Here is a 26923-nt window from a genome sequence, read left to right as displayed (position 1 = left end):
TCGAGGAAGATTAGCTGCGGGTGTGCAGGCCTTTCTTCTCCAGCTGACGATAGATGATGGTCTGCTGGGTGATGGAGATGACGTTACTCACCAGCCAGTACAGGGTCAGACCAGCCGGGAACCAGAGGAACATGAAGGTGAAGATGATCGGCATGAACTGCATTACCTTCTGCTGCATCGGGTCCGTGATGGTGGTCGGGCTCATCTTCTGCAGATACCACATGGAGGCACCCATCAGGATCGGCAGCACGAAGAAGGGGTCCTTCACCGACAGGTCGGTGATCCACAGGGCGAACGGCGCATGGCGCAGTTCAACAGATTCCATCAGTGCCCAGTAGAGGGCGATGAAGATGGGCATCTGTACCAGGATCGGCAGACAGCCACCGAGCGGGTTGACCTTCTCCTTCTTGTACAGCTCCATCATGCCCTGGGACATCTTCTGGCGATCGTCACCGAAACGTTCCTTGAGCGCCGCCAGCTTGGGTTGCAGCATGCGCATCTTGGCCATGGAGGTGTACTGGGCCTTGGTCAGCGGGAACATGATACCGCGCACCAGCAGGGTCAGCATGATGATGGCCACACCCCAGTTCTGGACGAAACCGTGGAACACGGTCAGCAGCCAGTGCAGCGGTTGGGCGATGAACCAGAGCCAGCCGTAGTCGACGGTCAGGTCCAGGTGGTTTGCCACCTTGGCCATCTGGTCTTGCAGCTTGGGACCGACCCACAGCTTGCTGGTCACTTCGGCCTGCTGACCGGCAGCCACGTCAACCAGCGGCGCCTTGTAGCCGATGATGGCCTGGTCTTTACCCGGGATCACGCGGCTGTAGAAGCTGTTGGTGTCGTCGGCATTCGGTGCCCAGGCGGAGACGAAGTAGTGTTGCAGCATGGCGACCCAACCACCCTTGGTGGTCTTGTTCAGGTCGGCATCCTTCATCTCGTCGAAGGTGTATTTCTTGTAGCGGGTATCTTCGCTGGAGAAGGCGCCACCACGGTAGGCGCTGGCCACCATGGCATGACCTTCCTGATCCTTCGGTGTGGTCACGGTCTGCTTCAGCTGACCGTAGAACTGCACCTGAACCGGTTCGGCGGATTTGTTGTCGATCTTGTAATCGACGCCAATCGCGTAGTCACCGCGCTTGAGCACGAATTCCTTGGTGAAGACAACCCCCTTGCTGTCGGTCCAGGTCATGGGAACCACGACTTGATCCTGACCGTCGGCCAGCTGGTAGCTGGTCTGGGCGGCTTCATAGGTGGGACGACCCTGGGGCTGGCTGTCCGGGCCATCGCGACCCACCAGACCACTCTGGGCAACATAGAGGTGCGCAGGTTGGCTGGTCAGCAGCGTGAACGCCTGTTCCTTGCCTTCTTCCAGCTTGTGGGCCAGCAGTTCGGCAGAGACGATGTCACCACCCTGGGTATCCAGGGTCAGCTTGAGCACGTCGGAGGAGACGGTAACAAGCTTGCGTGCGGCGGTGGCGTTGGCTTGCTCGGAAACCTGAGGAATATCACCGGTCTGACCGGCTTCAGGCACGAAATGTTCGGTTTGGGCCACGGTAATCGGGGCAGGCTTCGGAGCCTTGTCGGACTCCCACTGTTGCCAGAGCAAGAAGCTCACGAACAGCAAACCGATCAGAAGTAAATTGCGTTGTGATTCCATAGTCTTCAGTTTCTTCGCTTTGGTTGCGGAACCGGGTCATAACCACCCTCGGATAAGGGATGGCATTTTAATAGACGTTTGCTAGCTAACCAAACGCCTTTTATGAAACCGTGAAGTCGGATGGCTTCTATCGCAAATTGGGAACAAGTCGGAGTGAAACGGCAGCGCGGCCCGAGCAGGGGACTAATGATTAGCTGATACAGGCGTATCAGTTTGATAGCTACCCATTGCAACGGCGTGACAGAGTGCGCCATAGCTTTTCCAGTAACTTGAACAACTCCTCGTTATCCATCTCTTTGACGCCGCCCTTGGCGATAACGACGATGTCGATAGCGGGCAGATTGGCCTGATTGAGACGGAAGCTCTCCCGTACCACTCGTTTGACACGGTTACGCCAGACCGCACGCTTGAGTGCTTTTTTGGGCACAGCGAGGCCAAGACGGGGATGTTCGAGAGTGTTGGGGCAAGCAAGAAGTGTAATTTGCGGAGAAGCGGCCCGGACAGGCTCGGCGAAAACGCGTTTGAAGTGTTCGGGAGTTAACAGACGTAACTCCCGAGAGAAGGTGTGCTGGGTAGGCATTAGACTACCAGGCGGGCACGACCCTTGGCACGACGAGCGGCCAGAACCTTGCGACCATTGGCAGTAGCCATGCGGGCGCGGAAACCGTGAGAGCGCTTGCGCTTCAGGTTGGACGGCTGAAAAGTACGTTTACTCATGATTAGATTCCGTATTTCTGTACAGTTTTGATTGTCACACTGAGCCGACGCGCCAGCTATAGCGTGTGACGACTAGCAAAAGAGGCCGAATTCTAAACAGAGTTCGGCTTCCAGTCAATCCGCCGTACCCCCTCATCTTGCTCTAACTCGTAAAGAGGCGGCGAAAGTTGACAGGATCCGTAGGATCAAGGGCCCGAATTATACTGGCAACCCGGGGTTAAACAAGGATCCTCCAAGAAAAAAGGCGGCCAGGCCGCCAAAGAGAGAGCTATTTAAGTACTTTGCGCAGGAACTCCCGGGTACGGGGATCCTGCGGATCGACCAATATCTGATCCGGCGGGCCCTGTTCGACGATCCGCCCCCCCTCCATGAAGATCACCCGATCGGCGACATCACGGGCAAACTCGATCTCGTGGGTCACCACCACCATGGTCTGGTGCTGGCTGGCGAGCAGCTTCATCAATCCCAGTACCTCATCAACCCATTCGGGATCGAGCGCCGAGGTGGGCTCATCGAACAGGATCACCTTGGAGTGTGCCGCCATGGCGCGGCCGATGCCGACCCGCTGCTGCTGGCCGCCGGACAGCGACGCCGGGTAGGCATCCCGCTTCTCGGCGAGGCCGATGTCCTTGAGGATGCCGAGCGCGGTGGCACGAGCCTCCGCCTTGGGCCGCTTCCAGACGGTGATCAGCCCCTCGGCGATGTTGTCCAGCGCCGTCTTGTTGGCGAACAGGGCATAGTTCTGGAACACGAAGGAGGCGCGCTTGCGCAGCTCTATGGCCTGCTGCTCGCTGGCGTTGGCCAGATCCAGCTGCAGATCGTCGATGGCAAGCGCTCCGGCATCCGGGGTCTCCAGCAGGTTCAGGCAGCGCAACAGGGTCGATTTGCCGGTCCCGGAGGGGCCGATAATCACCACTATCTCTCCCTTCTTGACCTCCAGATCGATGCCGTTGAGCACCTGATTGCCGTGAAAGGCCTTGGACAGACCGCTAAGTTTGATCATCGGCCCTCCTTAATAGGCGCGGTTAAGACGCACTTCCAGCAGGTGCTGCAAGCGGGTGAAAAAGATGACCACGACCCAGTAGACCAGCGCCACCGCCATGAAGCTCTCGAAGAACTTGAAGGAGGAGGCGGCTTCCATCTGCGCCTTGCCCATGATCTCCGCCACCCCTAGGGTGAAGGCCAGGGAGGTGCTCTTGATCATGTCGATGAAGTAGTTCATCAGAGATGGCGTCGCTATGCGGGCCGCCTGCGGCAGTATGATCCGCTGCATCGCCTGGTAGCGACTCATGCCGATGCTGAGGGCTGCCTCCATCTGGCTCTTGTGGATACCCAGAATGGCGGCCCGGATCGACTCCGCCATGTAGGCGGCGAAGTGCAGGGTCAGGCCTATGATGGCGGCGGTAAAGGCATCCATCCCCACGAAGACGGGGAACAGTTGCGGCAGGCCGTAATAGAGCAGGAACAGCTGGACGAGCAGAGGAGTACCCCGAAAGAACGAGATATAAAGCATCGCCAGCCAGTGAATCGCGGGAACGCGAAACACCCGTACTATCGCCAGGGCCAGCGACAGTACGAGTGCCAATACGAATCCCCACAGGGCCATCTCCATCGTGGTGCCCAGATACTTGAGCAGGATGGGGAACAGCCCGAGCGTGTACTCGAGATCGAATGCCATCATTTATTTGTTAGTGATGTCCGCTGCGAACCATTTTTCCGAGATCTTGGTCAGGGAGCCGTCTTTGCGCATGGCGGTGAGGGCGTCGTCGACTTTCTTCAGCACGGCCTGCTTCTCCGGGGTCTTCAGGAAGGGCAGGGCGTTCTCGATCGTCTCGAAGGGGGCGCCAGCCTGTTGCAGCGGCAGCTTGGATTCCTTGATCAGCTGGGCGGTGGAGACGCGGTCCATCACGAAGGCATCGATGCGGCCCAAGGCGACGTCCTGTTCGAAGCTGGAGTCATAGGTGCGGACGTCGATCTTCTTGTTCGGGTCGTTCTTGCGCAGCAGCTCTTCGAAGTTGGAACCGAGGTTCACCGCGACAGTCTTGCCTTCCAGATCCTTGAGACCGTGGATGCTGTCGTTGCCCTTGCGCACTACGATCTGGGCGCCGTCATAGACATAGGGCTGGGAGAAGGCGTACTTGGCCTTGCGCTCGTCGGTGATGGTGATCTGGTTGGAGATGGTGTCGACGCGACCGGTTTCCAGCATGCCGAACAGGCCGGAGAAGCTGGCGGTGACGAATTCGACCTTGTAGCCGGTGCGCTCACCGATCTGGTTCCACATGTCCACCTCGAAGCCCTGCAGCTTGTCCTGCTTGACGAAGGTGAATGGGAAATATTTGCCGGACATGCCGACCTTGATGGTTTCCTGGGCGATGGCCTGGCCGGACAGGCTGGCCAGCAGAATGGCGGCGCCGGAGATCAGCTTGATGGTCGATTTCATGGGATTCCTCTCTCTGTTGTTCTGTATTTTTAGTTGTAATAACGGGTTGGCGCAGATGTTATTGGAATAAAATATAAAGAATAAATGATATTTGGTTATATAAAATAACCGGGATGACATGGAAACATTCTGTCCACACCCCAGCTGGGGGCTGTGGGTAACTTTGGGGATGAAATCAGATCCTGGGGCGTTGGATCCTTGAAAGTCAAGGATCTTATTTGCTGGATCCCCGTGGCGGTAACTGGAGATCCAGCCGCTAAAAACGTAGAATAGCCGGTCTTTAGTTAATCAATTGACGGGAGTCTAGAGTGACTGCTTCGCTATGGCAGCAGTGCCTAAACCGGCTGCAAGATGAGTTGCCCTCGGCAGAATTCAGCATGTGGATCCGGCCGCTTCAAGCGGAGTTGAGTGACAATACTCTGACCCTGTATGCACCTAATCGCTTCGTTCTGGATTGGGTACGCGACAAGTACCTGCTCCGGGTCAACGGCATCATCAACGAGCTCTGTGGGGTCGATGGTCCCACCCTGCGTTTTGACATCGGTAATCGTCCCCATCCCGTCGCGGTCGCCAGAGCGCCGACGCGCGGTGCTGCGCCTGTGAATAACTCTCACAAGAGTTGGGAAAGCAAGGCGGAAACCAAGCCCGAGCCGAACCACAAGAGCAACACCAACGTGAACTATACCTTCGAGAACTTCGTCGAAGGTAAGTCCAACCAGTTGGCTCGTGCGGCGGCCCGTCAGGTAGCCGACAATCCGGGTGGCGCCTATAACCCGCTGTTCCTCTATGGTGGCACCGGTCTGGGCAAGACCCACCTGTTGCACGCTGTTGGTAACGCCATCAAGGAACGCAAGAAAGACGCCAAAGTCATCTACATGCACTCCGAGCGTTTCGTTCAGGACATGGTAAAGGCGCTGCAGAACAACGCCATTGAAGAGTTCAAGCGTTACTACCGCAGCGTCGATGCCCTGCTCATCGATGACATCCAGTTCTTCGCTAACAAGGAGCGCTCCCAGGAGGAGTTCTTCCACACCTTCAATGCGCTGCTCGAGGGTAACCAGCAGATCATCTTGACCTCGGATCGTTATCCGAAGGAGATCAACGGGGTCGAGGATCGACTCAAGTCCCGCTTCGGCTGGGGCCTGACGGTGGCGATCGAGCCGCCGGAGCTGGAGACGCGGGTCGCGATCCTGATGCGCAAAGCGGACGAGAACCAGATCCACCTGCCGGACGAAGTCGCCTTCTTCATCGCCAAGCGGCTGAGATCCAACGTCCGTGAGCTGGAAGGCGCCCTCAACCGGGTGATCGCCAACGCCAACTTCACCGGCCGCGCCATCAACATCGATTTCGTGCGCGAAGCGCTGCGGGACTTGCTGGCATTGCAGGAGAAGCTGGTTACCATCGACAACATCCAGAAGACGGTGGCGGAGTACTACAAGATCAAGCTGGCGGATCTGCTGTCCAAGCGCCGTTCACGCTCCGTCGCCCGCCCACGCCAATTGGCGATGGCCCTGGCCAAGGAGCTGACCAACCACAGTTTGCCGGAGATAGGTGATGCCTTTGGTGGCCGTGACCACACCACCGTTCTTCATGCTTGCCGCAAGATCGAGCAGCTGAAGGAGGAGAGTCACGACATCAAGGAAGACTATTCCAACCTGATCCGCACCCTTTCCTCCTGATCACACAGCGGAAAGCGCAGATGCAGCTCGAATATTCCAACCTGATCCGCATTTTTTCCTCCTAACAACAACGGAGAGCACAGATGCAGCTCGAAATTAGCCGTGAGGCCCTGTTACGTCCTCTGCAACTGGTGTCCGGTGCCCTGGGTGGCCGGCCGACCCTGCCCATCCTCGGCAACGTCCTGCTCGATGTCAGCAACGGTCTGCTGTCGCTGACCGGGACCGACCTCGAGGTGGAGATGAGAGGTTTGGTCTATCTCAACAGCGAAAGTCAGGATGGCCGCACCACGGTGCCGGCCCGCAAGCTGCTGGATATCTGCCGTGGCCTGCCGGAAGGAGCGGACATTCGCCTCAACACCGAGGGTGAGCGGCTGATCATCCGTTCCGGTCGTTCCCGCTTCAACCTCTCGACCCTGCCGGCGACCGAGTATCCGAACATCGAGGATTGGGAGTCCGTGCTCGAGTTCGATATCAGTCAGCTGGAGTTGAAGAAGCTGATCGATGCGACCCAGTTCTCCATGGCCAGCCAGGACGTGCGTTACTACCTGAACGGCATGCTGTTCGAGAGCGAGGGCCATGGCCTGCGCACCGTCGCGACCGACGGCCACCGTCTGGCCACCTGCCGCCGCGAGGTGGTGCAGGATTCGCTGCCCGATCATCAGGTCATCCTGCCTCGTAAAGGGGTGCTGGAGCTGGTGCGCCTGCTGGAGGCGGAAGACAAGCCGGTACGGCTGCAGATCGGTCGCAGCAATCTGCGCGCCGCCCTCGACGGTTTTATCTTCACCTCCAAGCTGGTGGATGGCCGCTTCCCGGACTGGCGCCGCGTCATTCCGCGGGGCAGTGACAAGGCCCTGATCGCCGGCCGCGAAGATCTGCGCCAGGCCTTCGCCCGCGCCGCCATCCTCTCCAATGAAAAATTCCGTGGGGTGCGTCTCAATTTGCAGCAACATCTGCTGCGCATCACCGCCAACAACCCGGAACAGGAAGAAGCGGAAGAGCTGCTTGACGTACAATACGAGGCTGGCGAGATGGAGATCGGCTTCAACGTCTCCTATGTGCTGGACGTGTTGAATACGTTAAAATGTGACCAGATCCGGATCAGCCTGAGCGATTCCATCAGCAGTGCCATTATTGAGGATTTTGACAGCCAAGATGCTCAGTACGTGGTGATGCCGATGCGGATCTAGTCGTGTCCCTGGTCAAGCTCCAGCTCAGCGACTTTCGCAATATCCAGCAGGCCAGTCTCAAGCTGTCCCCCGGCCTCAATATCCTGGTCGGGTGCAACGGCAGCGGCAAGACCAGCGTGCTGGAAGCCATTCACTACCTCGGTCTCGGTCGCTCTTTTCGTACTCACCTGACCGGGCGGGTCATCCGTCAGGGGGAGCGGGCCTTCACCCTGTTTGCCCAGTGCGAGCTGGAGGGGCGTCAGGTGCCCATCGGGCTCGCCAAGGACAAGAGTGGCGAGACCCAGCTCAAGATCGCCGGGGCCCAGGCCCAGCGGCTGGCCGATCTGGCCGAGCTGTTGCCGGTGCAGTTGATCCATCCCGATGGTTTCAACCTGCTGACCGGCGGGCCTCAGGCGCGCCGGGCCTGGCTGGACTGGGGCGTCTTTCATCAGGAGCCGACCTTCTTCTCCCTGTGGGGACGGGTACGGCGGCTGTTGAAACAACGTAATGCTCTGCTGCGTCAGAGCAGTCAGTATCGCCAATTGGCGTTCTGGGATCAGGAGCTGGTAAGGCTTGGGAGTGAACTGGCAGAGTTTCGCGCCAGTTATTGTCAGGCTATTACCCCCCTGATCAAGGAGATGACGGCGGATTTTCTGCCGGAATTCGACATCAGTCTCGGTTTCTATCGGGGCTGGGAGAAAGACCGCCCCCTCGGCGAATTGCTGGAGGCGGGGTTTGAGCGGGATCGTTCGCTGGGGTACACAGGGGTAGGCCCACAGAAGGCCGATGTGCGACTCAAGGCGAACGGGGTGCCCGCTCAGGATATTTTGTCCAGGGGTCAGCTGAAGTTGCTGGTCTGTGCCATGCGACTGGCCCAAGGGCTCTATTTGAATCAACATAGCAGCCGCGGCTGTATTTTTTTAATTGACGATTTTGCCTCTGAACTGGATGTCGACAAGCGCCGACTGCTGGCTGCAAGGCTGAAGCAGTGTGCGTCTCAGGTGTTTATCACCGCCATCGATACCGGTCAGCTCGCAGACATGATGGATGCGAGTGACTGCAAGCTGTTCCACGTGGAACAAGGCAAGATCTCCGAAACGTTAGAGAAGGCAGAGAGTAAGCTATGAGTGAAAATACTTACGACTCCTCGAATATCAAGGTGCTGAAGGGCCTGGATGCGGTCCGCAAGCGCCCGGGGATGTATATCGGCGATACGGACGATGGCTCGGGTCTGCACCACATGGTGTTCGAGGTCGTCGATAACTCCATCGATGAGGCTCTGGCTGGCTACTGCTCCGATATTCTGGTCAAGATCCATTCAGACGGTTCCGTCTCAGTGCGTGACAACGGTCGGGGTATTCCGGTCGATATCCACGAGGAAGAGGGCCGCTCCGCTGCCGAGGTCATCATGACTGTGCTGCACGCGGGCGGTAAGTTCGATGACAACTCCTACAAGGTGTCCGGTGGCCTGCATGGCGTGGGCGTCTCCGTAGTCAACGCCCTGTCCGACAAGCTGTTGCTGACCATACGTCGTAACGGCCACGTCTATGAGCAGACCTATCACCTGGGCGAGCCGCAGGCACCGCTCAAGCAGATCGGTGACAGCTCTTCCGGCACTGGTACCGAGGTGCGCTTCTGGCCGAGCCCGACCATCTTCACCGATACCCTGTATCACTACGAGATCCTGGCCAAGCGCCTGCGCGAGCTCTCCTTCCTCAACTCTGGCGTCTCCATCCGCCTCGAAGATGAGCGTGATGGCCGCGAGATGCATTTCTGCTACGAGGGCGGCATCAAGGCCTTCGTCGAATACCTGAACCAGAACAAGACGCCGATCCACCCCAAGGTGTTCCATTTCTCCACCGAGCAGGACGGCATCGGCGTCGAAGTCGCCATGCAGTGGAACGATGCCTATCAGGAAGGGGTGTACTGCTTCACCAACAACATCCCGCAGCGGGATGGGGGTACTCACCTGGTGGGCTTCCGTACCGCGCTGACCCGTACCCTCAACACCTATATGGACAAAGAGGACTACAGCAAGAAGGCCAAGTCTGCCGCCAGCGGTGACGACGTACGTGAAGGCCTGATCGCAGTCATCTCGGTCAAGGTGCCGGATCCCAAGTTTTCCTCCCAGACCAAGGACAAGCTGGTCTCGTCCGAGGTGAAGACCGCCGTTGAACAGGCGATGGGTGAGAAGCTGAGTGAATTCCTGCTGGAAAACCCGAGCGATGCCAAGATCGTGGTCAACAAGATCATCGATGCGGCCCGTGCCCGCGAAGCCGCCCGCAAGGCGCGTGAGCTGACCCGCCGCAAGGGCGCGCTGGACATCGCCGGCCTGCCCGGCAAGTTGGCGGACTGCCAGGAGAAAGACCCGGCCCTGTCCGAACTCTACATAGTGGAAGGGGATTCTGCTGGCGGTTCCGCCAAGCAGGGTCGCAACCGCAAGAACCAGGCCATACTGCCGCTCAAGGGCAAGATCCTGAACGTGGAAAAGGCCCGTTTCGACAAGATGATCTCCTCCCAAGAGGTGGGCACCCTGATCACCGCCCTGGGCTGTGGCATAGGTCGTGACGAGTACAACCCGGACAAGCTGCGCTACCACAACATCATCATCATGACCGATGCGGACGTCGATGGTGCTCACATCCGGACCCTGCTGCTGACCTTCTTCTACCGCCAGATGCCGGAAATCATCGAGCGTGGTTACGTCTTCATCGCCCAGCCGCCGCTGTACAAGGTCAAGAAGGGCAAGCAGGAGCAATATCTGAAAGATGAAGATGCGCTGCTGCAGTACCAGACCGCCATGGCGCTGGACGGCGCGACCCTGCACGTCAACGAATCAGCCCCGGCCATCGGTGGCGAGGCGCTGGAGCGTCTGGTCAACCAGCATCGCGCCGTGGCTCACCTGATCGGCCGTATGTCCCGCCGTGCCCCCGAGGCCGTGTTGACCCAGCTGATCTATCAGCCTGAGTTGAACGAAGCCCTGCTGGCCAGCGAGAGCGACCTGCTGGTCTGGTGCCAGAGCATGGAAGCCGTGCTCAACGAGAGCAACCACGGCATCCAGTACCAGATCCAGGTACGCCGCGACGAGGAGCGCAGTCTGTTCGTGCCCCACGCCGTGGTGCGTCAGCACGGTGTCGATCGTGAATATCCGATCAGCTACGACTTCCTGCAGTCCGGTGAATACCGTCAGCTGGTTTCCCTCGGCAAGGAGATCGCGAACCTGATCGAGGACGGTGGTTTCATCAAGCGTGGCGAGAAGGTCAAACCGGTCGCCAACTTCGTGGAAGCCGTCGATTGGCTGATGAGCGAAGGCAAGCGCGGCATCTACATCCAGCGTTATAAAGGGCTGGGTGAGATGAACCCGGACCAGCTGTGGGAAACCACCATGGATCCGGAAGCGCGTCGCATGCTGCGGGTGACCATTGACGATGCCGTCGGTGCCGACCAGTTGTTCTCCACCCTGATGGGTGATGCGGTCGAGCCCCGTCGTGACTTCATCGAGACCAATGCCCTGCGGGTTGCGAACCTCGACGTCTAACGACTCAGTAGAGCAATAAAAAAGCCGGTCCTCGTGACCGGCTTTTTGTTTTCAGGGCTGGGTATAAAGTCACGTTCCACGTGAAACACTAGCTGCGTAGATGCTGCTATCGTCAGGCCAGCTCGGGGGTGGGGCAGTAGAGGCGTAGCCGATGGCCATCCGGATCGAGCGCCATGCCGGTGTAGCCAAACTCCAGTCGGATCGGCGGCTGGGTGATGGTGAGGCCACGAGCCAGCCATTTCGCAAACTCGGCATCGACGCTGGCATCATCAGGCAGAGGGAAGGCCAGCTCCATGGCACCGGCTCCTTGCGTGACCTTGGGCTCGACCGTGGCACTGGACCAGAGCGCCAGCCTGGCGCCCGACTCGAACACGAACATGGCAAAGGTGGGGGACTCCTCCACCGGCGAGCGACCAAACAGCTCGCGATAGAAGCGGGCGCTGCGAACCGGATTGGCGACATAGAGAATGGTGAACTGGGGGACAAGCATGGGGACACTCCTTGTTTCGGGGATGGCGCATCTGCGCCGACCCCGTCAGCATGGCGCTACCTGCTGTCAGTTTCTGTCAGCAATGAATTTTGGCTGCGGGATCTGCTGGGTGGCGCGCCACTCCTTGAGCAAGATAGCCCGGCTCCTGGGATAGCCGATCTCCTCCAGCTTCAGCTGGCGGATGCGATCGACCCGGAAGTGGCGAAAGTCCTGTCGCAGCTCGCACCAGGCCATCAGCACCCGCACCTGCTCGAAATAGCCGAGGGCGAAGGGCCAGACGGTGCGCTCGGAACTCGCCTCCCTCAGATCCCGATAGCTCAGGGTCACCTTGTGTTGCTGGCGGATGGCACTGCGCAACGGGGCTTCATCGGTGAGGCTGTCACTGCGGGCGGTGCCGATCAGTAGGGCATTGGCCTGGAGCTGCTGACGGTACTCGGCGGGCAGCACGGCTTCTATCTTGGCCAGCGCGCTGCTGGCCGATGCACTCAAGGCTCCGTCACCGTGAGCGACGACCCAGCGCGAACCCAGCACCAGCGCATCCAGCTCCTCCTCACTGAACATCAATGGCGGCAGCATGAAACCGGGTCGCAGCACATAACCTATCCCCGGCTCTCCTTCAATATGTGCCCCCTGGGCTTGCAGGGTGGCGATATCCCGATAGAGGGTGCGCAGGCTGATGCCAAGCTGGCTGGCCAGTTCGGTGCCGGTGATGGCGTAGCGATGACCGCGCAGCAGCTGGAGCAGGGCCAGCAGGCGTTCGGAACGGGACATGAGGTGGCTCCTTGAGATCTGTGATGGTGCTGCCGAGCGGGTGGAACGGCAAGAGCGGCGTTACAGCTTGTCGCCGCGAAAGGTGCGGCGCCACTCGCTCGGAGACACCCCGAAGCGAGTGCGAAAGTGCTGGCGCAGGCTGGTGGCCGTCTTCAATCCCACCAGTTCGGCGATGCGTTCCATGGAGTGAGAGCTGGATTCCAGCAATTCCTGGCTGAGTCCGAGCCGCTCGGCCAGCAGCCATTCACCGACGGAGAGGCCGGTCGCCTGCTGGAAACGGCGGGTGAAGGTGCGCCGACTCATCAGGCAGTGCTCCGCCAGGCTGTCGAGGCTATGGGGCTGCGCCAGGTGGACGCGCAGATGATCCAGCAGCTGATTCATCCTGGTATCCCGGGTGGAGGCGGGTACCGGCTGCTCGATGAACTGGGCCTGGCCGCCTTCTCTATGGGGTGGCACCACCAACCGCCGCGCCAGCTTGTTGGCAATGGCTGAGCCATGGTGCTGGCGAACCAGATGGAGGCAGCAATCCAGTCCGGCCGCCGTGCCGGCCGAGGTGACCAGGTTATCGTCATCCACATAGAGGGCGTTGGTATCGAGCCGCACGCCGGGAAAGCGCTGCATGAAGTCCTGCTCGTATTCCCAGTGGGTGGAGGCCCTGCGTCCCTCCAGCAGGCCGGCGTAGGCCAGCACATAGGTGCCGAGGCAGAGCCCCACCACCTGGGCGCCTCGGCCATGAGCGGCAACCAGGGCATCGAGCAGGGGCTGGGCCGGGCGCTCGGCGGGATCTCGCCAGAAGGGAATGATGATGATATCCGCCTCGGCCAGGGCTTCGAGCCCGTGGGTGGGATTGATGTGAAAGCCTTGGGAGGAGCCGGGCTGGCGGATGGCATCACCGGCGCAGAGCCTGAGTTCGAACAGGGGTCGACCCGGCATCATCATGTCGCCGAAGATGAGACAAGGCACGGCACAATGGAAGGGGCTGAAGTGATCGAAGGTCACCACTGCGACTATCGGGCTGGGCATGGCGGTAGGCTCCTCTGCTCGTTGCACAAGGATGATAATCTCTGGTCGCAGAAAGACGAAGGGCCATGTAGTCCCATGGCCCTCTTGCTCAGAACACCAGGGTCTCGCCATCCTCAGGCACCAGAACCCGTTCCTGTATGCCGTGTTTGCCAAGATAGTCGCGCAGCTCGTGCCGTGACAACAGGGCATGATTGACGGCCTCCAGATGGCTGGCGATCAGGGTGGCCTGCGGGGCGGCTTGGTGCACCGCCAGCACATCCTCCTTGTTCATGATGATGGCGCCGAGCCCGGGAATATGGGCATCGCCACAGTTGAGCACGACCACCTCGGGTCTGTGCTGTCGCAGGCTCTGTTCAACCATCTCGTTCCAGACGGTATCACCCGCCAGATAGAGGCGCTTCTCGCCGGGATGGGAGAAGACCACGCCGCACACCTCTCCCAGCCGTTCACCCAGCACGGCCATGATATCGTCGCTGCCGTGCTGGCCTTCGGTCCGTTGCAGCCGGATACCGGCAAACTCTGCCGACTCGCCCAGCAGACGCACATCATGGAAGCCGCTGGCGCGGATGCTGTCGGCATCCTTCTGGTGCTGCACGAACAGCGGGAGGTGTTTGGGGATCTGCTGCTGTGCGGCCAGGTCCCAGTGGTCAGGATGATCGTGGGTGACGATCACCGCATCCACATCGATGAGTTTCGCCAGGGGCAGTGGCAGCTCGACCAAGGGGTTACGAAGGTGGCTGTTGGCCGTCCCCTCAAAGCCCGGGAGGCTGTCCTTGGCAGACAACATGGGATCGATCAGAAAGCGGGTACCGGCATAGTCGATCAGCAGGGTGGCGTTACGAACCTGGGTAATGTGCATGGCATTGCATCCTTGGTGGCGACTGAGTGTGCAACCAGTATGACGAGAGATGCGGGGAGCGATGAGTGGCCCGTGGGTCGATAATCATCACAATCGGGCCAAATTGCAGCGCGAGAGTGAGCGGGGAAAAATTTTTTAAAAATCTCCCTTGAAAGAAAAAAGCTGACCCCTATATAGGTAACAAGGCCGGAACGCTCAATAGAGGTTTCGACCAGGCGCCCGTCCAAATGGAGGGCAAACAATCTGTTATCGCTCAAAAGAGGGTAATACTATGCGTTCTATCGACTTCTCTCCGCTCTATCGTTCTGCCATCGGTTTCGATCGTCTGGCCAATCTCATCGAATCTGCGGCCAGCAATGGCAATGCCGGCTATCCCCCCTACAACATCGAGCAGCTGGGGGACAACGACTACCGCATCAGCATGGCAGTGGCGGGCTTTACCCAGGAGGAGCTGGAGTTGAGCTTCCAGGAAAACCTGCTGACGGTGAAGGGCAGCAAGCAGGCCGATACCGATCGCAACTATCTCTATCAGGGCATCGCCGAGCGAGGCTTTGAGCGTCGCTTCCAGCTGGCCGACTATGTGCGGGTGAAGGGGGCCGATCTGAAAAATGGTCTGTTGCACATCGAACTGGCCCGTGAAGTGCCCGAGGCGATGAAGCCGCGCAAGATCGAGATCAACGGCTAATCGCCACGCTGACCACCATTTTTTACCTAGTTTCCCGGGTGCCTGATGGGCCTGTGGAGATGGAAACCTGTTGCTTAATAGAAGGATAGGATTATGCGTAACCTCGATTTTTCTCATCTCTCTTCCAATGCCGTTGGCTTCGAGCGGATGGCCCGTGAGCTGGAAGGCCTGTTTGAACACAAGGCTACGGCCTATCCCCCTTACAACATCGAAAAGCGGGAGCAAGACGGCTACCGTATCACCCTGGCGGTGGCTGGCTTCGAGCGTGAAGAGCTGGAGCTGGAGACCGAAAACGGCACCCTCAAGGTGAAGGGCCGCAAGGCACCCGCTACCGGGGAGCGTCGCTTCCTCCATCAGGGCATAGCCGAGCGTGACTTCGAGCTCGCCTTCAAGCTGAGCCAGCATGTCGAGGTGCGAGGCGCCAGACTGGAACACGGTCTGCTGATCATCGACCTGGCCCGCGAGCTGCCCGAGGCGCTCAAGCCCCGTGCCATTCCCATCGGTCAGGCGGAGCAGCTGGCGCTGCCGAGCTAAGCCCCGAGATCGAAAAGGCCTGCAATCGCAGGCCTTTTTTATTTTCTGAAGTTGGGCTCTCAGCTGCCGGCGTATAGGCGGTTGATCTCCTCGGCCAGGATGGCGACACCGCGGCGCACCAGCTCCTCACTCTGGGAGTAGTTGAGGCGGATGCACTCCTGGCTGTGGCGCCACTCGGGATCATCGATGCCGGGGAAGAAGTAGTGACCCGGCACTATCAACAGGTTCTTCTCCTTCAGGCGCTCATAGAGTGTCTGGCTGTGGATCGGCAAATCTTCGAACCAGAGCCAGAGGAAGAGGGCACCTTCCGGCTTGTGGATATGGAAGCGGGGATCCGGGATCGCCTCACGTAGCAGCTTTACCGCCAGCTTGGCCTTCTGCTGGTAGAAAGGCTTCACCACCTGTTCGCTCAGGGCGATGATCTCGCCGCTCTCGATCATCGGTATGGTGATGGCGGGTCCCAGGCTGCCCGGCGCCAGGTTGATGATGCCGCTCAGGTTGGTGATGGCCTGGATGATCTTCTCATCGGCGATGACGATACCACAGCGGGTACCCGGCAAGCCGAGCTTGGAGAGGCTCATGCAGAGGATGGTGTTGGCATTCCAGAACGGCTTGGCTTCGCTGAAGATGATGCCGGGGAAGGGCACTCCGTAGGCGTTGTCGATCAGCAGGGGAATGCCCTTGTCGCGGGCGATCTGATCGAGATGCTCGATTTCCTCATCGGTCAGCACGTTGCCGGTCGGGTTGGTCGGGCGGGAGACACAGATCACCCCGATGTCATCACCCACCTGCAGGCTCTCGAAGTCCACATGGTACTTGAACTGGCCGTCGGCCAGCTTCTCGATGGTGGGCTTGTAGGCCACGAAGTAATCGTCGGCCAGGGCCGAGTCGGCATAGCCGATGTATTCGGGAGCCAGGGGGAAGAGCACCTTCTTCTTGCGGCCATCGGCGAACTCGCCGGCCAGCAGGTTGAACAGATAGAAGAAGGCGTTCTGACTGCCGTTGGTCAGGGCGATGTTGCGAGCCGAGATGTCCCAGCCGAGTTCCTTGCTGAGCAGGGCGGCCAGGGCCTTGGTGAACCTGTCCTTGCCTTGTGGGCCGTCGTAGTTGGCCATGGCTTTGACCAGTTCACCGTTATCGAGCAGGCTCTGCGCCTCGGCCTGAAAGCGTTCCAGCATGGCGGGAATGGGGGCCGGGTTGCCGCCTCCCAGCATGATGGCGTCCGGATTGAGCAGCCCCTGATTGAGGTCATCCATGAGTTGGGTAATGCCGGCGTGGCGAGTGAACTTCTCGCCGAACAAGGAAAATTCCATTCGGTGGCGGATCCAGGTTGAGTAACGGGGATGTAGCACCATAGCTCAGTTCAAAAGCGGGTGTCGATCAAAAAAACCGGACGTTTCACGTGGAACAGGGCCGGCAACTCAGAGATTTGAAAATGCCTAATCCGAAATGGATATCTCTCACCCCTCATATCTGAATGATGATTAATTTAAATAAAATCATCGACTTATAAGAATTGTGAGGAGAACCCGTTGCCATCCGTCGGATGGCAACGGGGTAGAGGCATCCTGATGGCGATTATTTGCCCCGCGCGCCCAGGTAGCGCAGCGGGGTCTGCCCGGTGTGCTGCTTGAAGAAGCCGATGAAGGCGCTGTCGCTGGAGAACTCCAGCTGCGCCGCGACCCGGCTGATGGGTACGGCCTCGGCCAGCAGCTCCATGGCGCGCAACAGGCGCCACTGCTGGCGCCAGGCCTGATAGCTCATGCCGGTATCCCGCATGAAGATGCGACCTATGGTCTTGTCACTGGCACCCACCCGCTCGGCCAGCCGGTTGAGCCGAGCGGGCAGGGCGCCGTCTCGGGTCACCTCCTGCAACCAGTTGTCCAGCCGCGGATCGGCGGGCAGCGGCAGCTGCCAGGATTCCTGCGGTACCTCTGCCAGTTCCTCCATGAAGAGTGCCAGCAGTCGGCTCTGCTCCTGCTTCGGCTTGTCCCAGGGCCAGAATGCCATCCGCTCGATGACCTCCCGCAGCAGGGGGTTGACCGCGATCACCTGCACCTCGGTCGGCAATTCGGCCCGCGGTTTGAAGTAGAGGGAGCGGTAGGCCACCACCCCGCGCATCAATACCCTGTGGGGCGTACCCGCCGGTAGCCAGGCCGCCCGGCTCGGTGGCAACAGACAGATCCTGTGCGCCAGCTCTATGCTCATGCAGCCCGCCTGGGCGAACAGCAGCTGGTGACGGCCATGCCGATGCAGACCCGAGTCATGCCAACCCAGATCGGAGGCGATACCGCTCACATCGCCAGTCAGCTGATCGGGGTCGAAAGGGTGATCGGGAAGAATAAAGGCCATCTGTCTGATTCTTGATGTTTATAGTCCTGCTTATTGTAATCAGACATCCGCTTTCTCACTAGACTGGCAGCCTCTCATCAAGGAGGTTTGTCATGAACAACAAGTCGCCACCGCTCTGGCTGGTGGTCGGATTGATGATGTTTCCCCAGCTGGTGGAGACCATCTATAGCCCCGCACTGACCCATATCGCCACCGGGTTCCGGGTGAGCGAGGGGCTGGCATCCCAGACCCTGTCGGTCTATTTTCTGGCGTTCGCCCTGGGCGTGGTCTGCTGGGGGCGGCTGTGCGATCTGATCGGACGGCGTCCGGCCATGCTGGCCGGTCTGCTGACTTACGGGCTTGGCGCCTTGCTGGCGCTGCTGGCTACCGAATTTGAAACTCTGCTGGTCGCGCGGGTCATCTCGGCCTTCGGTGCCGCCGTGGGATCCGTGGTGACCCAGACCATGCTGCGTGACCGCTATCAGGGCGGGGATCTGGCGCGCGTCTTCTCGGTGATGGGGGTGGCGCTGTCCCTCAGTCCCGTGCTCGGTTTGATGAGCGGTGGCCTGCTGGTCGGATGGGCTGGTTACCTCGGCGTGTTTGGCGGTTTGCTGGTGCTGGCTTTGGGGTTGCTGCTGATCGTCGGTTGGCGGTTGCCGGAGACGCGCCCGGTGAGCACAACCCGGGTCGCACTCTGGCCGCTGGCGTGCCGGATGGTGCGGGATGCCGGGCTCTGGTGCAGCGCCCTGCTGGTCGCATTGTTCAATACCATGCTGTTTGGTTACTACAGCCTGGCGCCCTTCCTGTTTGCGAAGCTGGGATGGAGCGTCAGCGAGTTCGGCTACTCCGGTATGGGGCTGGCCCTGGCGACGCTTGCCGGCAGCCTGTTGAACAAGGGGTTGCTGGGGAAGGGGTGGATGCCGTCATCTCTTATCCGGTTGGCCGCCGGCCTGGCGCTGGGCTGTGGTGGGGCCCTGTGGGCGACGCAGAGTTCGCTCTGGTTCCTGCTGCCCATGATGGGGGTAGTGGTGGCTTTTGGTATCGCCATCCCCAACATCCTGAGCCAGGCCCTGCTGGCCTATCGGGAGGTGGCGGGCAGTGCCGGCGCCCTGTTTGGCCTCGCCTACTACCTGTTGCTCAGCCTGGGATTGGCGCTGGCGGCCACCTTGCAGGATCTGGGGTTGCTGCTCATCGGCTGCGGCTTGCTGGCAATGCTGGCCAGCAAGCGCCGTTCCACGTGAAACATCAGCTGCCGATGAAGCGGTAGCCGATGCCGGATTCGGTTTCGATCAAGCTGGGCTGCTGGGGGTTATCGGCCAGCTTTTTGCGCAGGCTGGCGATGACGATGCGCAGGTAGTGGGTGTCTTCCTTGTGGCTGGGCCCCCAGATGTCGTTGAGCAGTTGGGTCTGCATCACCAGCTTGCCGGGGTGGCACACCAGCGCCTGCAACAGGGCGAACTCCTTGCGGGACAGGGGGATCTCCTCTCCGTGCAGGCTCACCTTGTGGCTGCTGGTATCCAGGCTCAGGCCACATTGGGGAAAGTGGCGGCACTCGCCGCTGCTGGCCCCGGCCCGCTGCCGCAACAGCACGCGGATCCGCGCCATCATCTCCCCGATGCCGAACGGCTTGTTCATGTAGTCGTTGGCGCCGGCATCCAGCAGCCGCACCTTCTCCTGCTCTGAGTCCCGTGCCGACAACACCAGCACCGGGTGCTGATGATGTTCCCTGATGGCTTGCAGGATCTGGATGCCGTCTCCGTCCGGCAGCCCCAGATCCAGGATCACCAGGTCGGGGTTGAGATGGCGATACTGTGCCAGGCCGTCATTGACGCCGACCGCCTCGCTGACCTGATGGCCCTCGGCGATCAGGCTGATGCGCAGGAAGCGGCGGATGGCCACCTCATCGTCGATGACCAATATGTGCGCCATTACACCTCCGGTGAATTGAGGACGAGCGGCAGGGAGATGCGCATGCAGGTACCGTTGCCGTTGGGGCCGGCGAATGCCCAGATGCGGCCGCCGTGGGCCTCTATCATAGCGCGAGAAATGGCGAGGCCAAGCCCGGTGCCGCGACTGCCGCCATCGCCGACCGGCTGGGTGTAGAACAGATTGAAGATCTTGTCCCTGTCCGCGGTGGCGATGCCCACCCCGATGTCGATGATGTCGATGATGAGATCCGGGGTGGCCAGCATCACCTTGAACTCGATGGGGGTGCCGGCTGGCGAGTAGCGGGAGGCGTTGTCGAGTATGTTGACCAGCACCTGCTCGATCAGGGCGCCGTGCACGTAGAGCTGGGGGATCTGCTGATCGAAGTGAATGAGCAGCTTGTGCTGGCGCCAGGAGGAATCCAGCCGCTTGCGGGCGCTCTCCACCAGATCGGCCAGATCGACCCACTCCCGCTTGAGCTGGAAGTCCGGCGAGCCGATGCGGGTCATGTCCAGCAGGTTCTGCACATAGCCGTGCAGGCGGCGAGCTTCGTCCTGCACCGAATGCAGCAGCTCGTCGCGATCCTCCGGGCTGATCCGATCACCGTATTCCAGCAGCGTGCTGCCGGCACCTATGATGGTGGCGAGGGGCGTCTTCAGATCGTGAGATACCGAGGAGAGCAGGGCGGCGCGCAGCCTGTCCGTCTCGGCCTGCAGCTGGCTGTCGGCCAGCCGCTCGTTGAGATCGATCCGGGCAAGGGCGGCACGAATATCGGTGAGCAGCGCCTGCAACTGGTGTTCGGCGGAGGAGGCGAGCGGGTTGGCCAGCCTGATACCCAGCACCAGTTCATCGGTGAGGTGATGATACTGGGCTTCGGCCGCGTTGAGGGTCGCGGTGTGGGCCCCGGCGCTCTGCTTCTGGGCCAGGCACCAGTCGATGGCGGCCTTGTCGGTCTGGCCCGGTCCCCGCACCTCATCCCCGGCTCTGTACTGGTACTCCTCATCCAGGGCGAACACGGGTTGCCCCAGGGCCAGGGAGATGGCCTGGGTACCCTGCCTGAGCACCTCCACCGGGCTGCTGGCGGTGGCCAGCCCCTGGCTCAGGGACAGCAGGGCGTTGCCGAGCTGCTGGGTCTCGCGCAGGCCGATCAGCTGCTGGCGCTGGCGGGAGGCGAGCCGTCCTGCCGTCATGCCGACGATGAGCAGTACGAACAGGGTGAGCAGGTCGCTGTGGCTGGCCACGCTCAGGGAGAAGTAGGGGGCGGTGAACAGCAGATTGTGAGCGACGAATCCCAGCACGGCCGCCAGTATGGCTGGCACCAGGCTGGTGGAGAGGGCCGTGGCCAGCACCCCCAGCACGAACAGCAGTGGCAGGGAGGCGGGTGGCAGCCAGTGAGAGAAGCCCCAGGCGATGGCCGAGGTGATGCCCATGATCAGCAGGGCCAGCAGGCTCTGGCGGATCTCCCTGGGGCCCGCGGGGTGCAGTCTCAGGCTGGGTTTGCGCTTGTCCGTGTCCACCAGGGTGATCTCGAATCCCTGCGCCTGTTTCAGCAGGTGTTGCACCAGAGAGCGGCGCCAAGGCGGGCTGTGAGGCTTGCCGAGCAACAGCTGCGAGACCTGCTGCTGTTCGGCCGTCTCCAGCAGGGCATCGGCGACCGCCGGGCTGGAGAGGGTCAGCACCTTTGCGCCGAGGTGAGAGGCCAGCGCCAGTGCCTGCTCCACCTCGGCCGAGCGCCACCCCTGGCTGTCGATATGCACCACCAGCCAGGGCAGCTGGCGGCGCTGGGCGAAGCGGTGACCGTAGCGCACCAGGGAGGCGCCGTGCTGATCGCCGAGGCAGACCATCAGCTTGCCTCGCAGTGGCTGGGTGGTCTTGCCTGCCGCCTGCCACTGCAGTTGCAGATCTCCCTCCACGTGGCTGGCGGCAGTCTGCATCGCCAGCTCGCGCAGGGCGGTCAGGTTGTTGAGGGAGAAGAAGGATTGCAGGGCGGCCTTGGCCTGATGGGGCACATAGACCTTGCCCTCCTTGAGCCGGCCGAGCAGCTCCTTGGGGGGAAGGTCTATGAGGACTATGCTGTCCGCCTCCAGCAGCACCTGATCCGGCAGCGTCTCCTTGACCCTGACCCCGGTCAGTTGCCACACCAGATCGTTGAGGCTCTCCAGGTGCTGTACGTTGAGGGTGGAGTAGACATCGATGCCGGCGCCGAGCAACTCCTCCACATCCTGCCAGCGTTTCTCGTGACGGCTGCCGGGGGCGTTGCTGTGAGCCAGTTCGTCCACCACGGCGATGGCAGGCTTGCGTGCGAGCAAGCCATCCAGATCCATCTCCTCCAGTCGCTGCTGGCGGTGGTAATGCAGCTGGCGCGGCTGGATGGCGAGCTTGTCGAGCAGGGCCAGAGTCTCCTGGCGGCCGTGGGTCTCGACCACCCCGATCAGGATATCGACCCCCTCCTTGGCCTGCTCGCGCACGGCCTGCAGCATGGCGTAGGTCTTGCCTACGCCAGGGGCTGCACCGAGAAACACCTTCAGCTTGCCCTTGTGTTCCTCTTCCAGGCTGGCCAGCAAGGCATCGGCCCTTACCTCATCACGCATTCTCTTCCCTATCGAGCGGCAGGCTCGGCTCAAAAATATGAATGATTGCCAGTGAGCCAGCGCACACCACCATTATGCTGCCTTGTCTTTATCGAGCAGCAAGTTTAGCTGGAGAATGTTGACCACTTGCGGGCCAAGGATACCAGCTTGTGCCGCCGACTTGACCCGCTCCGTCAACGAGGCGGGATCCAGCCCTCGCTCCCTGGCGACTCTGGTCACCTGAGCCAGCACGGCATCCACGGGCAGGTGGGGATCCAGGCCGGAGCCGGAGCGGGTCAGCTGGGTGGGAGAGGGGTTGTCGCCCTGGGCCTTGGCCGCGGTGTTGGCAAATTCGGCGCGCAGCGGTGAGCTCATACCGAGGTTGGAGGCGCCGCTGCCGATGGTTGCGAAATCGCTGGCTGAGGGGCGGGAGTGGAAGTATTCCGCCCGCTCAAACTTCTGTGCCAGCAGGGCGCTGCCGATCAGCTGTTGTTTGTCATTGGTCAGCTGGCTGCCGTTGGCCTGCCAGGGGAACAGCACCTGGGCCAACCCGGTCACGGCCAGGGGATAGGCGACCCCCAGCAACAGGGTCAGGGTCAGCAGGGTTCTGATAGCAATCATGGTATGTCCTTACTCCGGAATGAGATGACGGGATGCGAGCCTGGCCCGCATCCCTCGGTGCTTACACCAGGCCGAGGCCGGTGATGACCAGATCGATGAGCTTGATGCCGATGAAAGGCACGATCAGGCCACCGACGCCGTAGATCAGCAGGTTGCGGCGCAGCAGGCTGGCGGCCGTTCCCTTCACATCGACCCCTCGCAGCGCCAGCGGCACCAGCGCCACTATGATCAGGGCGTTGAAGATGATGGCCGACAATATGGCGCTCTCGGGGCTACCGAGTTGCATCAGGTTCAGCACGCCGAGTTGTGGATAGGCGGCGATAAACAGGGCTGGCAGTATGGCGAAGTACTTGGCCACGTCGTTGGCAATGGAAAAGGTGGTCAGGGCGCCACGGGTGACCAGCAGCTGTTTGCCCACCAGCACCACGTCCAGCAACTTGGTGGGGTTGGAGTCGAGATCCACCAGGTTGCCCGCCTCCTTGGCGGCCTGGGTGCCCTCATTCATGGCCAGCCCTACGTCGGCCTGGGCCAGTGCCGGGGCGTCGTTGGCCCCGTCGCCGCACATGGCCACCAGCCGGCCATCGGCCTGCTCCTGGCGGATATAAGCCAGCTTCTTCTCCGGGGTGGCCTCGGCGATGAAGTCATCCACCCCGGCCTCGGCGGCGATGGCGGCCGCGGTCAGCGGGTTGTCGCCGGTGATCATCACGGTGCGGATCCCCATGTGACGCAGGATCTGGAAGCGGGCCTTGATGCCGGGCTTGATGATGTCCTTGAGGTACACCACCCCGAGCAGTTGCTCGTGGGTACAGACCAGCAGCGGGGTACCGCCTTGGCGGGCGATGTGATCGACCGCCTTCAGGATCGGCTCCGGCACCCCCTTGCGATCGAGGGAGAGGTAGTTCAGCACCGCATCCACGGCCCCCTTGCGATATTGATGACCGTTGCGGTCCAGCCCGCTCAGTCGGGTTTCTGCGCTGAAGGGGATCACCTTGTCGCTCTCCAGTTGGCTCGGCTTGGCCATGCTCTTGCCGGCCAGGGTCAGGATGGACTTGCCCTCGGGCGTGTTGTCGCCGAGGGAGGCCAGCATGGCGGCCTGGGCCAGCAGGGAGGGATCGACCCCGGGGGCCGGGATCAGCTCGTCAGCCATGCGGTTGCCGAAGGTGATGGTACCTGTCTTGTCCAGCAGCAGGGTGCGCACGTCACCGGCGGCCTCCACGGCACGGCCTGACTTGGCGATCACGTTCAGCTTCACCAGCCGGTCCATGCCGGCGATGCCGATGGCGGAGAGCAGGCCGCCTATGGTGGTCGGGATCAGGGTGATGAAGAGGGCAAGCAGGTAGAGACGCGGTACCTGGGTGCCGTTGTAGTCGAGGAACCAGGGCAGGGTGGCGACCACCAGCAGGAAGATCAGGGTCAGACCCACCAGCAGGGCATCGAGCGCCATCTCGTTGGGCGTCTTCTGGCGCTTGGCCCCCTCGACCAGAGCGATCATTCTGTCGAGCGTGCTTTCCCCGGGATTGTTGGTTACACGGACCCAGATCTCGTCGGAGACCACAGTGGTGTTGCCGGTCACGCCGCTGCGGTCGGTGCCGGACTCGCGGATGACGGGGGCGGATTCCCCGGTGATAGCGGCCTCGTTGACGGAGGCGATACCGGCAACGACTTCACCGTCGGCCGGGATCATCTCGCCGCTGCGCACCAGCACCAGATCCCCTTTTTGCAGGCTGGTGGCCGGGATCCACTCGCCCTGGCCATCTTTCGGATCCCGTACCTTGCGTGCCTGAAGCTGGCTCATGCCCGCCTTCAGGCTGTCGGCCCGCGCCTTGCCACGCCCTTCCGCCAGGGTCTCGGCGAAGTTGGCAAACCACAGCGTCAACCAGAGCCAGGCAGTCAGCTGCCAGGCCAGGCTGGGGGTAACCCCCGACAGGGGTTGCCCCATCAGGGACTCCACGGTCGCCATCACGGCGGCCAGCCAGAGGGTGAACAGGATGGGGCTGCCAAACAGCGCCTTGGGATTGAAGCGATAGAAAGCTTCAATCATGGCCTGTACGACCTGTGAATGAGGTGACTTGCCCTTGACCTTATTGGTGCCGGCTGTCACTGAAATGGACTTGCTCATTGGAAAGCTCCCTGCATCAGGGTGAGATGTTCGGCTACCGGTCCCAGCGCCAGTACGGGCAGGAAGGAGAGGCCACCTATCAGTAATACGGTGATGATCAACAGCGTCACGAACAGAGTGCCGCTGACCGGGAAGTCCCCCTCGCCAGCATCTATGCGCGATGATCTAGCGAGCTGACCGGCGATGGCCAGTACCGGGATGATGTAGCCGAAGCGGCCGAGCAGCATGGCCAGACCGATGGCGATGCATTGCCAGCTGTCGGCGGCGGCGAAGCCACCGAAGGCCGAGCCGTTGTTGCCGGCCGCCGAGGCGTAGGCATAGATCAGGCGGGACAGGCCGTGGGGGCCCTCCTGGCCGATGATGGTGCTGGCGTCCGGCATCAGCAGGGTGACCCCACCGATCACCAAAACCCCGACCGGCATCACCAGCATGCTGGCAACCACCCACTTCATCTCGGTGATGCCGAGGCGCTTGCCGAGATAGGTCGGGGTGCGTCCCACCATCAGGCCGCACAGGAACACGGTCAGCAGCACGAACAGCATCATGCCGTAGATACCGGCACCGACCCCACCAAACACCACCTCACCCAGCAGCATGTTGATCATGGCGACCATGCCACCGAGGGGGGTGAAGCTGTCGTGCATGGCGTTGACCGAGCCGTTGGAGGCGGCGGTGGTCGCCACTTCCCAGATGCTGGAGAGCACCGGGCCGAAGCGGCTCTCCTTACCTTCCCAGTTGCCTGCCTGGGTGGTGAGCTGGGCGAGCGCCGGATCCGGTTGCAACTCCTGATAGACGGAGAGGCCGAGCCCCAGCACGAACAGCAGCGTCATGGCAGAGAGGATGGCGCGGCCGTGACCCTGGTGCTTCACGTAGCGGCCCAGGGTACAGACCAGGGCGGCGGGCAGGGTCAGCAGGGTGACCATCTCCAGCCAGTTGGAGAGGGCGGTCGGGTTCTCGAACGGGTGTGCCGAGTTGATGCCAAAGAAGCCCCCGCCGTTGGAGCCGAGCTGCTTGATGGCGATCTGGGAAGCAGCGGGCCCAAGCGGCAGCAACTGCTCCTGACCTTCCAGGGCGTGGAACGGCAGGTAGGCCGACAGACTCTGGGGAACCCCTTGCCAGACCAGCAGCAGTGCCATGACGAGCGCCATCGGCAGCAGCACGTAGAGGCAGAAGCGCACCAGATCCTGCCAGAAGTTACCCAGATGGGTGGTCTGCTGGCGAGTGATGCCGCGGAACAGCGCCACGGCCACGGCGGCGCCTGTGCTGGCGGAGACGAAGTTCTGGGTGGTGAGCCCCACCATCTGGCTGAAGTAGGAGAGGCTGACCTCACCGGAATAGGCCTGCCAGTTGGTGTTGGTCATGAAGCTGACGGCGGTGTTGAAGGCCAGTTCCCAGCTCAGGCCCGGTAACTGCTGCGGGTTGAGGGGCAGCAGGCCCTGGGCCATCAGGATCAGGAACAGCAGACCGAAACCTGCGCCGTTGAAGGCCAGCAGGCTGAGGGCGTAGGACTTCCAGTTCTGCTCCCGCCCATCGGTGCCACTGCAGGCCATGGTCGCTCGTTCGATAGGGGAGAGCCAGCGGCTCTGCCCCTCGAACACCTTGTACATGTAGTTGCCGAGCAGAGGTGCCGGCAGCAGGACCAGCAGCACGAAGGCCACCGGATAGATTATTTCTTGCCACATATCTGGTCCCTCACTCGTGGTCGCGGTGCATCAGTGCACGCATTGGATAGCCCGCGAGGCCCGGCAGGCCGCAGGCCACCGGATGGATAATTACTTGCCGCATCTTCAAGTCCCT

At 61.1% G+C, this 26923-nt stretch carries 25 protein-coding genes; 7 read left to right on the top strand and 18 right to left on the bottom strand.

Features of this window, described 5'->3' with window-relative positions:
- Nucleotides 1-10: 10 nt before the first annotated feature.
- The 7 genes from yidC to MM194_RS12205 all read right to left on the bottom strand — a co-directional run bounded on the left by yidC (nucleotide 11) and on the right by MM194_RS12205 (nucleotide 4814).
- Nucleotides 11-1657 carry a membrane protein insertase YidC gene (yidC, locus tag MM194_RS12235; protein ID WP_033129677.1) on the bottom strand — a complete coding sequence of 549 codons (1647 nt, stop codon included), beginning with the start codon at nucleotides 1655-1657 and terminating at the stop codon, nucleotides 11-13.
- Nucleotides 1658-1662: 5 nt separating this feature from the next.
- Nucleotides 1663-1911, bottom strand: coding sequence for a membrane protein insertion efficiency factor YidD (yidD, locus tag MM194_RS12230; protein WP_010672280.1), 249 nt, complete (start codon nucleotides 1909-1911; stop codon nucleotides 1663-1665).
- On the bottom strand, nucleotides 1878-2237 hold the full coding sequence (rnpA, locus tag MM194_RS12225) for a ribonuclease P protein component (protein WP_033129678.1): 360 nt from the start codon (nucleotides 2235-2237) through the stop codon (nucleotides 1878-1880). Before rnpA ends, yidD begins: the two co-directional genes overlap by 34 nt.
- On the bottom strand, nucleotides 2237-2374 hold the full coding sequence (gene rpmH, locus MM194_RS12220; protein WP_033129679.1) for a 50S ribosomal protein L34: 138 nt from the start codon (nucleotides 2372-2374) through the stop codon (nucleotides 2237-2239). Before rpmH ends, rnpA begins: the two co-directional genes overlap by 1 nt.
- 268 nt (nucleotides 2375-2642) lie before the next feature.
- Entirely contained in the window at nucleotides 2643-3377 is a 735-nt protein-coding gene (locus tag MM194_RS12215) for an amino acid ABC transporter ATP-binding protein (RefSeq protein ID WP_033129876.1), read from the bottom strand.
- Between the two features lie 9 nt (nucleotides 3378-3386).
- On the bottom strand, nucleotides 3387-4055 hold the full coding sequence (locus tag MM194_RS12210; RefSeq protein WP_152599067.1) for an amino acid ABC transporter permease: 669 nt from the start codon (nucleotides 4053-4055) through the stop codon (nucleotides 3387-3389).
- Entirely contained in the window at nucleotides 4056-4814 is a 759-nt protein-coding gene (locus MM194_RS12205; protein WP_033129875.1) for an amino acid ABC transporter substrate-binding protein, read from the bottom strand.
- Between the two features lie 308 nt (nucleotides 4815-5122).
- Between MM194_RS12205 and dnaA the strand changes: the two genes are divergently transcribed.
- The 4 genes from dnaA to gyrB all read left to right on the top strand — a co-directional run bounded on the left by dnaA (nucleotide 5123) and on the right by gyrB (nucleotide 11197).
- Nucleotides 5123-6493: a chromosomal replication initiator protein DnaA gene (gene dnaA / locus MM194_RS12200; protein WP_033129874.1), complete on the top strand. Its 1371-nt coding sequence runs from the start codon at nucleotides 5123-5125 to the stop codon at nucleotides 6491-6493.
- 83 nt (nucleotides 6494-6576) lie between these two features.
- Nucleotides 6577-7680 carry a DNA polymerase III subunit beta gene (gene dnaN, locus MM194_RS12195; protein WP_241343702.1) on the top strand — a complete coding sequence of 368 codons (1104 nt, stop codon included), beginning with the start codon at nucleotides 6577-6579 and terminating at the stop codon, nucleotides 7678-7680.
- Between the two features lie 2 nt (nucleotides 7681-7682).
- Nucleotides 7683-8786, top strand: coding sequence for a DNA replication/repair protein RecF (gene recF / locus MM194_RS12190; RefSeq protein WP_241343701.1), 1104 nt, complete (start codon nucleotides 7683-7685; stop codon nucleotides 8784-8786).
- Nucleotides 8783-11197, top strand: coding sequence for a DNA topoisomerase (ATP-hydrolyzing) subunit B (gene gyrB, locus MM194_RS12185; RefSeq protein ID WP_033129871.1), 2415 nt, complete (start codon nucleotides 8783-8785; stop codon nucleotides 11195-11197). The genes recF and gyrB overlap by 4 nt, the downstream gene beginning before the upstream one ends.
- Nucleotides 11198-11309: 112 nt before the next feature.
- On the opposite strand, the gene MM194_RS12180 is transcribed toward gyrB, so the two are convergent.
- The 4 genes from MM194_RS12180 to MM194_RS12165 form a co-directional block, all read right to left on the bottom strand.
- The gene (locus MM194_RS12180) at nucleotides 11310-11687 is read right to left on the bottom strand and encodes a VOC family protein (protein ID WP_033129870.1); all 378 of its coding nucleotides are present in this window, start codon (nucleotides 11685-11687) and stop codon (nucleotides 11310-11312) included.
- 66 nt (nucleotides 11688-11753) lie between these two features.
- Nucleotides 11754-12458, bottom strand: coding sequence for a YafY family protein (locus tag MM194_RS12175; protein WP_033129869.1), 705 nt, complete (start codon nucleotides 12456-12458; stop codon nucleotides 11754-11756).
- A gap of 60 nt (nucleotides 12459-12518) precedes the next feature.
- Entirely contained in the window at nucleotides 12519-13481 is a 963-nt protein-coding gene (locus MM194_RS12170) for a helix-turn-helix domain-containing protein (RefSeq protein ID WP_033129868.1), read from the bottom strand.
- Nucleotides 13482-13569: 88 nt separating this feature from the next.
- Nucleotides 13570-14340 (bottom strand): MBL fold metallo-hydrolase, encoded by a 771-nt coding sequence (locus MM194_RS12165; RefSeq protein ID WP_033129867.1) that lies wholly within the window; start codon nucleotides 14338-14340, stop codon nucleotides 13570-13572.
- A 271-nt stretch (nucleotides 14341-14611) separates the two neighbouring features.
- Between MM194_RS12165 and MM194_RS12160 the strand changes: the two genes are divergently transcribed.
- The gene (locus tag MM194_RS12160; RefSeq protein WP_033129866.1) at nucleotides 14612-15025 is read left to right on the top strand and encodes an Hsp20 family protein; all 414 of its coding nucleotides are present in this window, start codon (nucleotides 14612-14614) and stop codon (nucleotides 15023-15025) included.
- 93 nt (nucleotides 15026-15118) lie between these two features.
- On the top strand, nucleotides 15119-15559 hold the full coding sequence (locus MM194_RS12155) for an Hsp20 family protein (RefSeq protein ID WP_241343700.1): 441 nt from the start codon (nucleotides 15119-15121) through the stop codon (nucleotides 15557-15559).
- Between the two features lie 59 nt (nucleotides 15560-15618).
- Here the strand turns inward: MM194_RS12155 and MM194_RS12150 are convergent, their stop codons facing one another.
- Both MM194_RS12150 and MM194_RS12145 read right to left on the bottom strand, forming a co-directional pair.
- Nucleotides 15619-16872 (bottom strand): valine--pyruvate transaminase, encoded by a 1254-nt coding sequence (locus MM194_RS12150; protein ID WP_033129864.1) that lies wholly within the window; start codon nucleotides 16870-16872, stop codon nucleotides 15619-15621.
- A 265-nt stretch (nucleotides 16873-17137) separates the two neighbouring features.
- Complete coding sequence (locus MM194_RS12145; protein ID WP_241343699.1) at nucleotides 17138-17911, bottom strand: helix-turn-helix transcriptional regulator; 774 nt, start codon at nucleotides 17909-17911, stop codon at nucleotides 17138-17140.
- A gap of 92 nt (nucleotides 17912-18003) precedes the next feature.
- On the opposite strand from MM194_RS12145, the gene MM194_RS12140 reads away from it, so the two are divergent.
- Nucleotides 18004-19131, top strand: a complete 1128-nt coding sequence (locus MM194_RS12140; protein ID WP_241343698.1) for an MFS transporter — start codon at nucleotides 18004-18006, stop codon at nucleotides 19129-19131.
- 4 nt (nucleotides 19132-19135) lie between these two features.
- Here the strand turns inward: MM194_RS12140 and MM194_RS12135 are convergent, their stop codons facing one another.
- The 5 genes from MM194_RS12135 to kdpA all read right to left on the bottom strand — a co-directional run bounded on the left by MM194_RS12135 (nucleotide 19136) and on the right by kdpA (nucleotide 26808).
- Entirely contained in the window at nucleotides 19136-19819 is a 684-nt protein-coding gene (locus MM194_RS12135; RefSeq protein WP_241343697.1) for a response regulator, read from the bottom strand.
- A complete protein-coding gene (locus MM194_RS12130; RefSeq protein ID WP_033129860.1) occupies nucleotides 19819-22407 on the bottom strand; it encodes a sensor histidine kinase KdpD in 2589 nt (862 codons plus the stop codon). The genes MM194_RS12135 and MM194_RS12130 overlap by 1 nt, the downstream gene beginning before the upstream one ends.
- A 72-nt stretch (nucleotides 22408-22479) precedes the next feature.
- Nucleotides 22480-23007 (bottom strand): potassium-transporting ATPase subunit C, encoded by a 528-nt coding sequence (locus MM194_RS12125; protein ID WP_033129859.1) that lies wholly within the window; start codon nucleotides 23005-23007, stop codon nucleotides 22480-22482.
- Nucleotides 23008-23068: 61 nt separating this feature from the next.
- Nucleotides 23069-25126: a potassium-transporting ATPase subunit KdpB gene (gene kdpB, locus MM194_RS12120; protein ID WP_033129858.1), complete on the bottom strand. Its 2058-nt coding sequence runs from the start codon at nucleotides 25124-25126 to the stop codon at nucleotides 23069-23071.
- Nucleotides 25123-26808 (bottom strand): potassium-transporting ATPase subunit KdpA, encoded by a 1686-nt coding sequence (gene kdpA, locus MM194_RS12115; protein ID WP_241343696.1) that lies wholly within the window; start codon nucleotides 26806-26808, stop codon nucleotides 25123-25125. The genes kdpB and kdpA overlap by 4 nt, the downstream gene beginning before the upstream one ends.
- Between the last annotated feature and the right edge of the window lie 115 nt (nucleotides 26809-26923).

Origin of the sequence: Aeromonas sp. MR16 (genome assembly GCF_022549315.1) — a bacterium.
Lineage (GTDB): Bacteria > Pseudomonadota > Gammaproteobacteria > Enterobacterales > Aeromonadaceae > Aeromonas > Aeromonas aquatica.
Note: the sequence above shows the minus strand (reverse complement) of the source record. Positions and strands in the feature narration are given on the sequence as shown.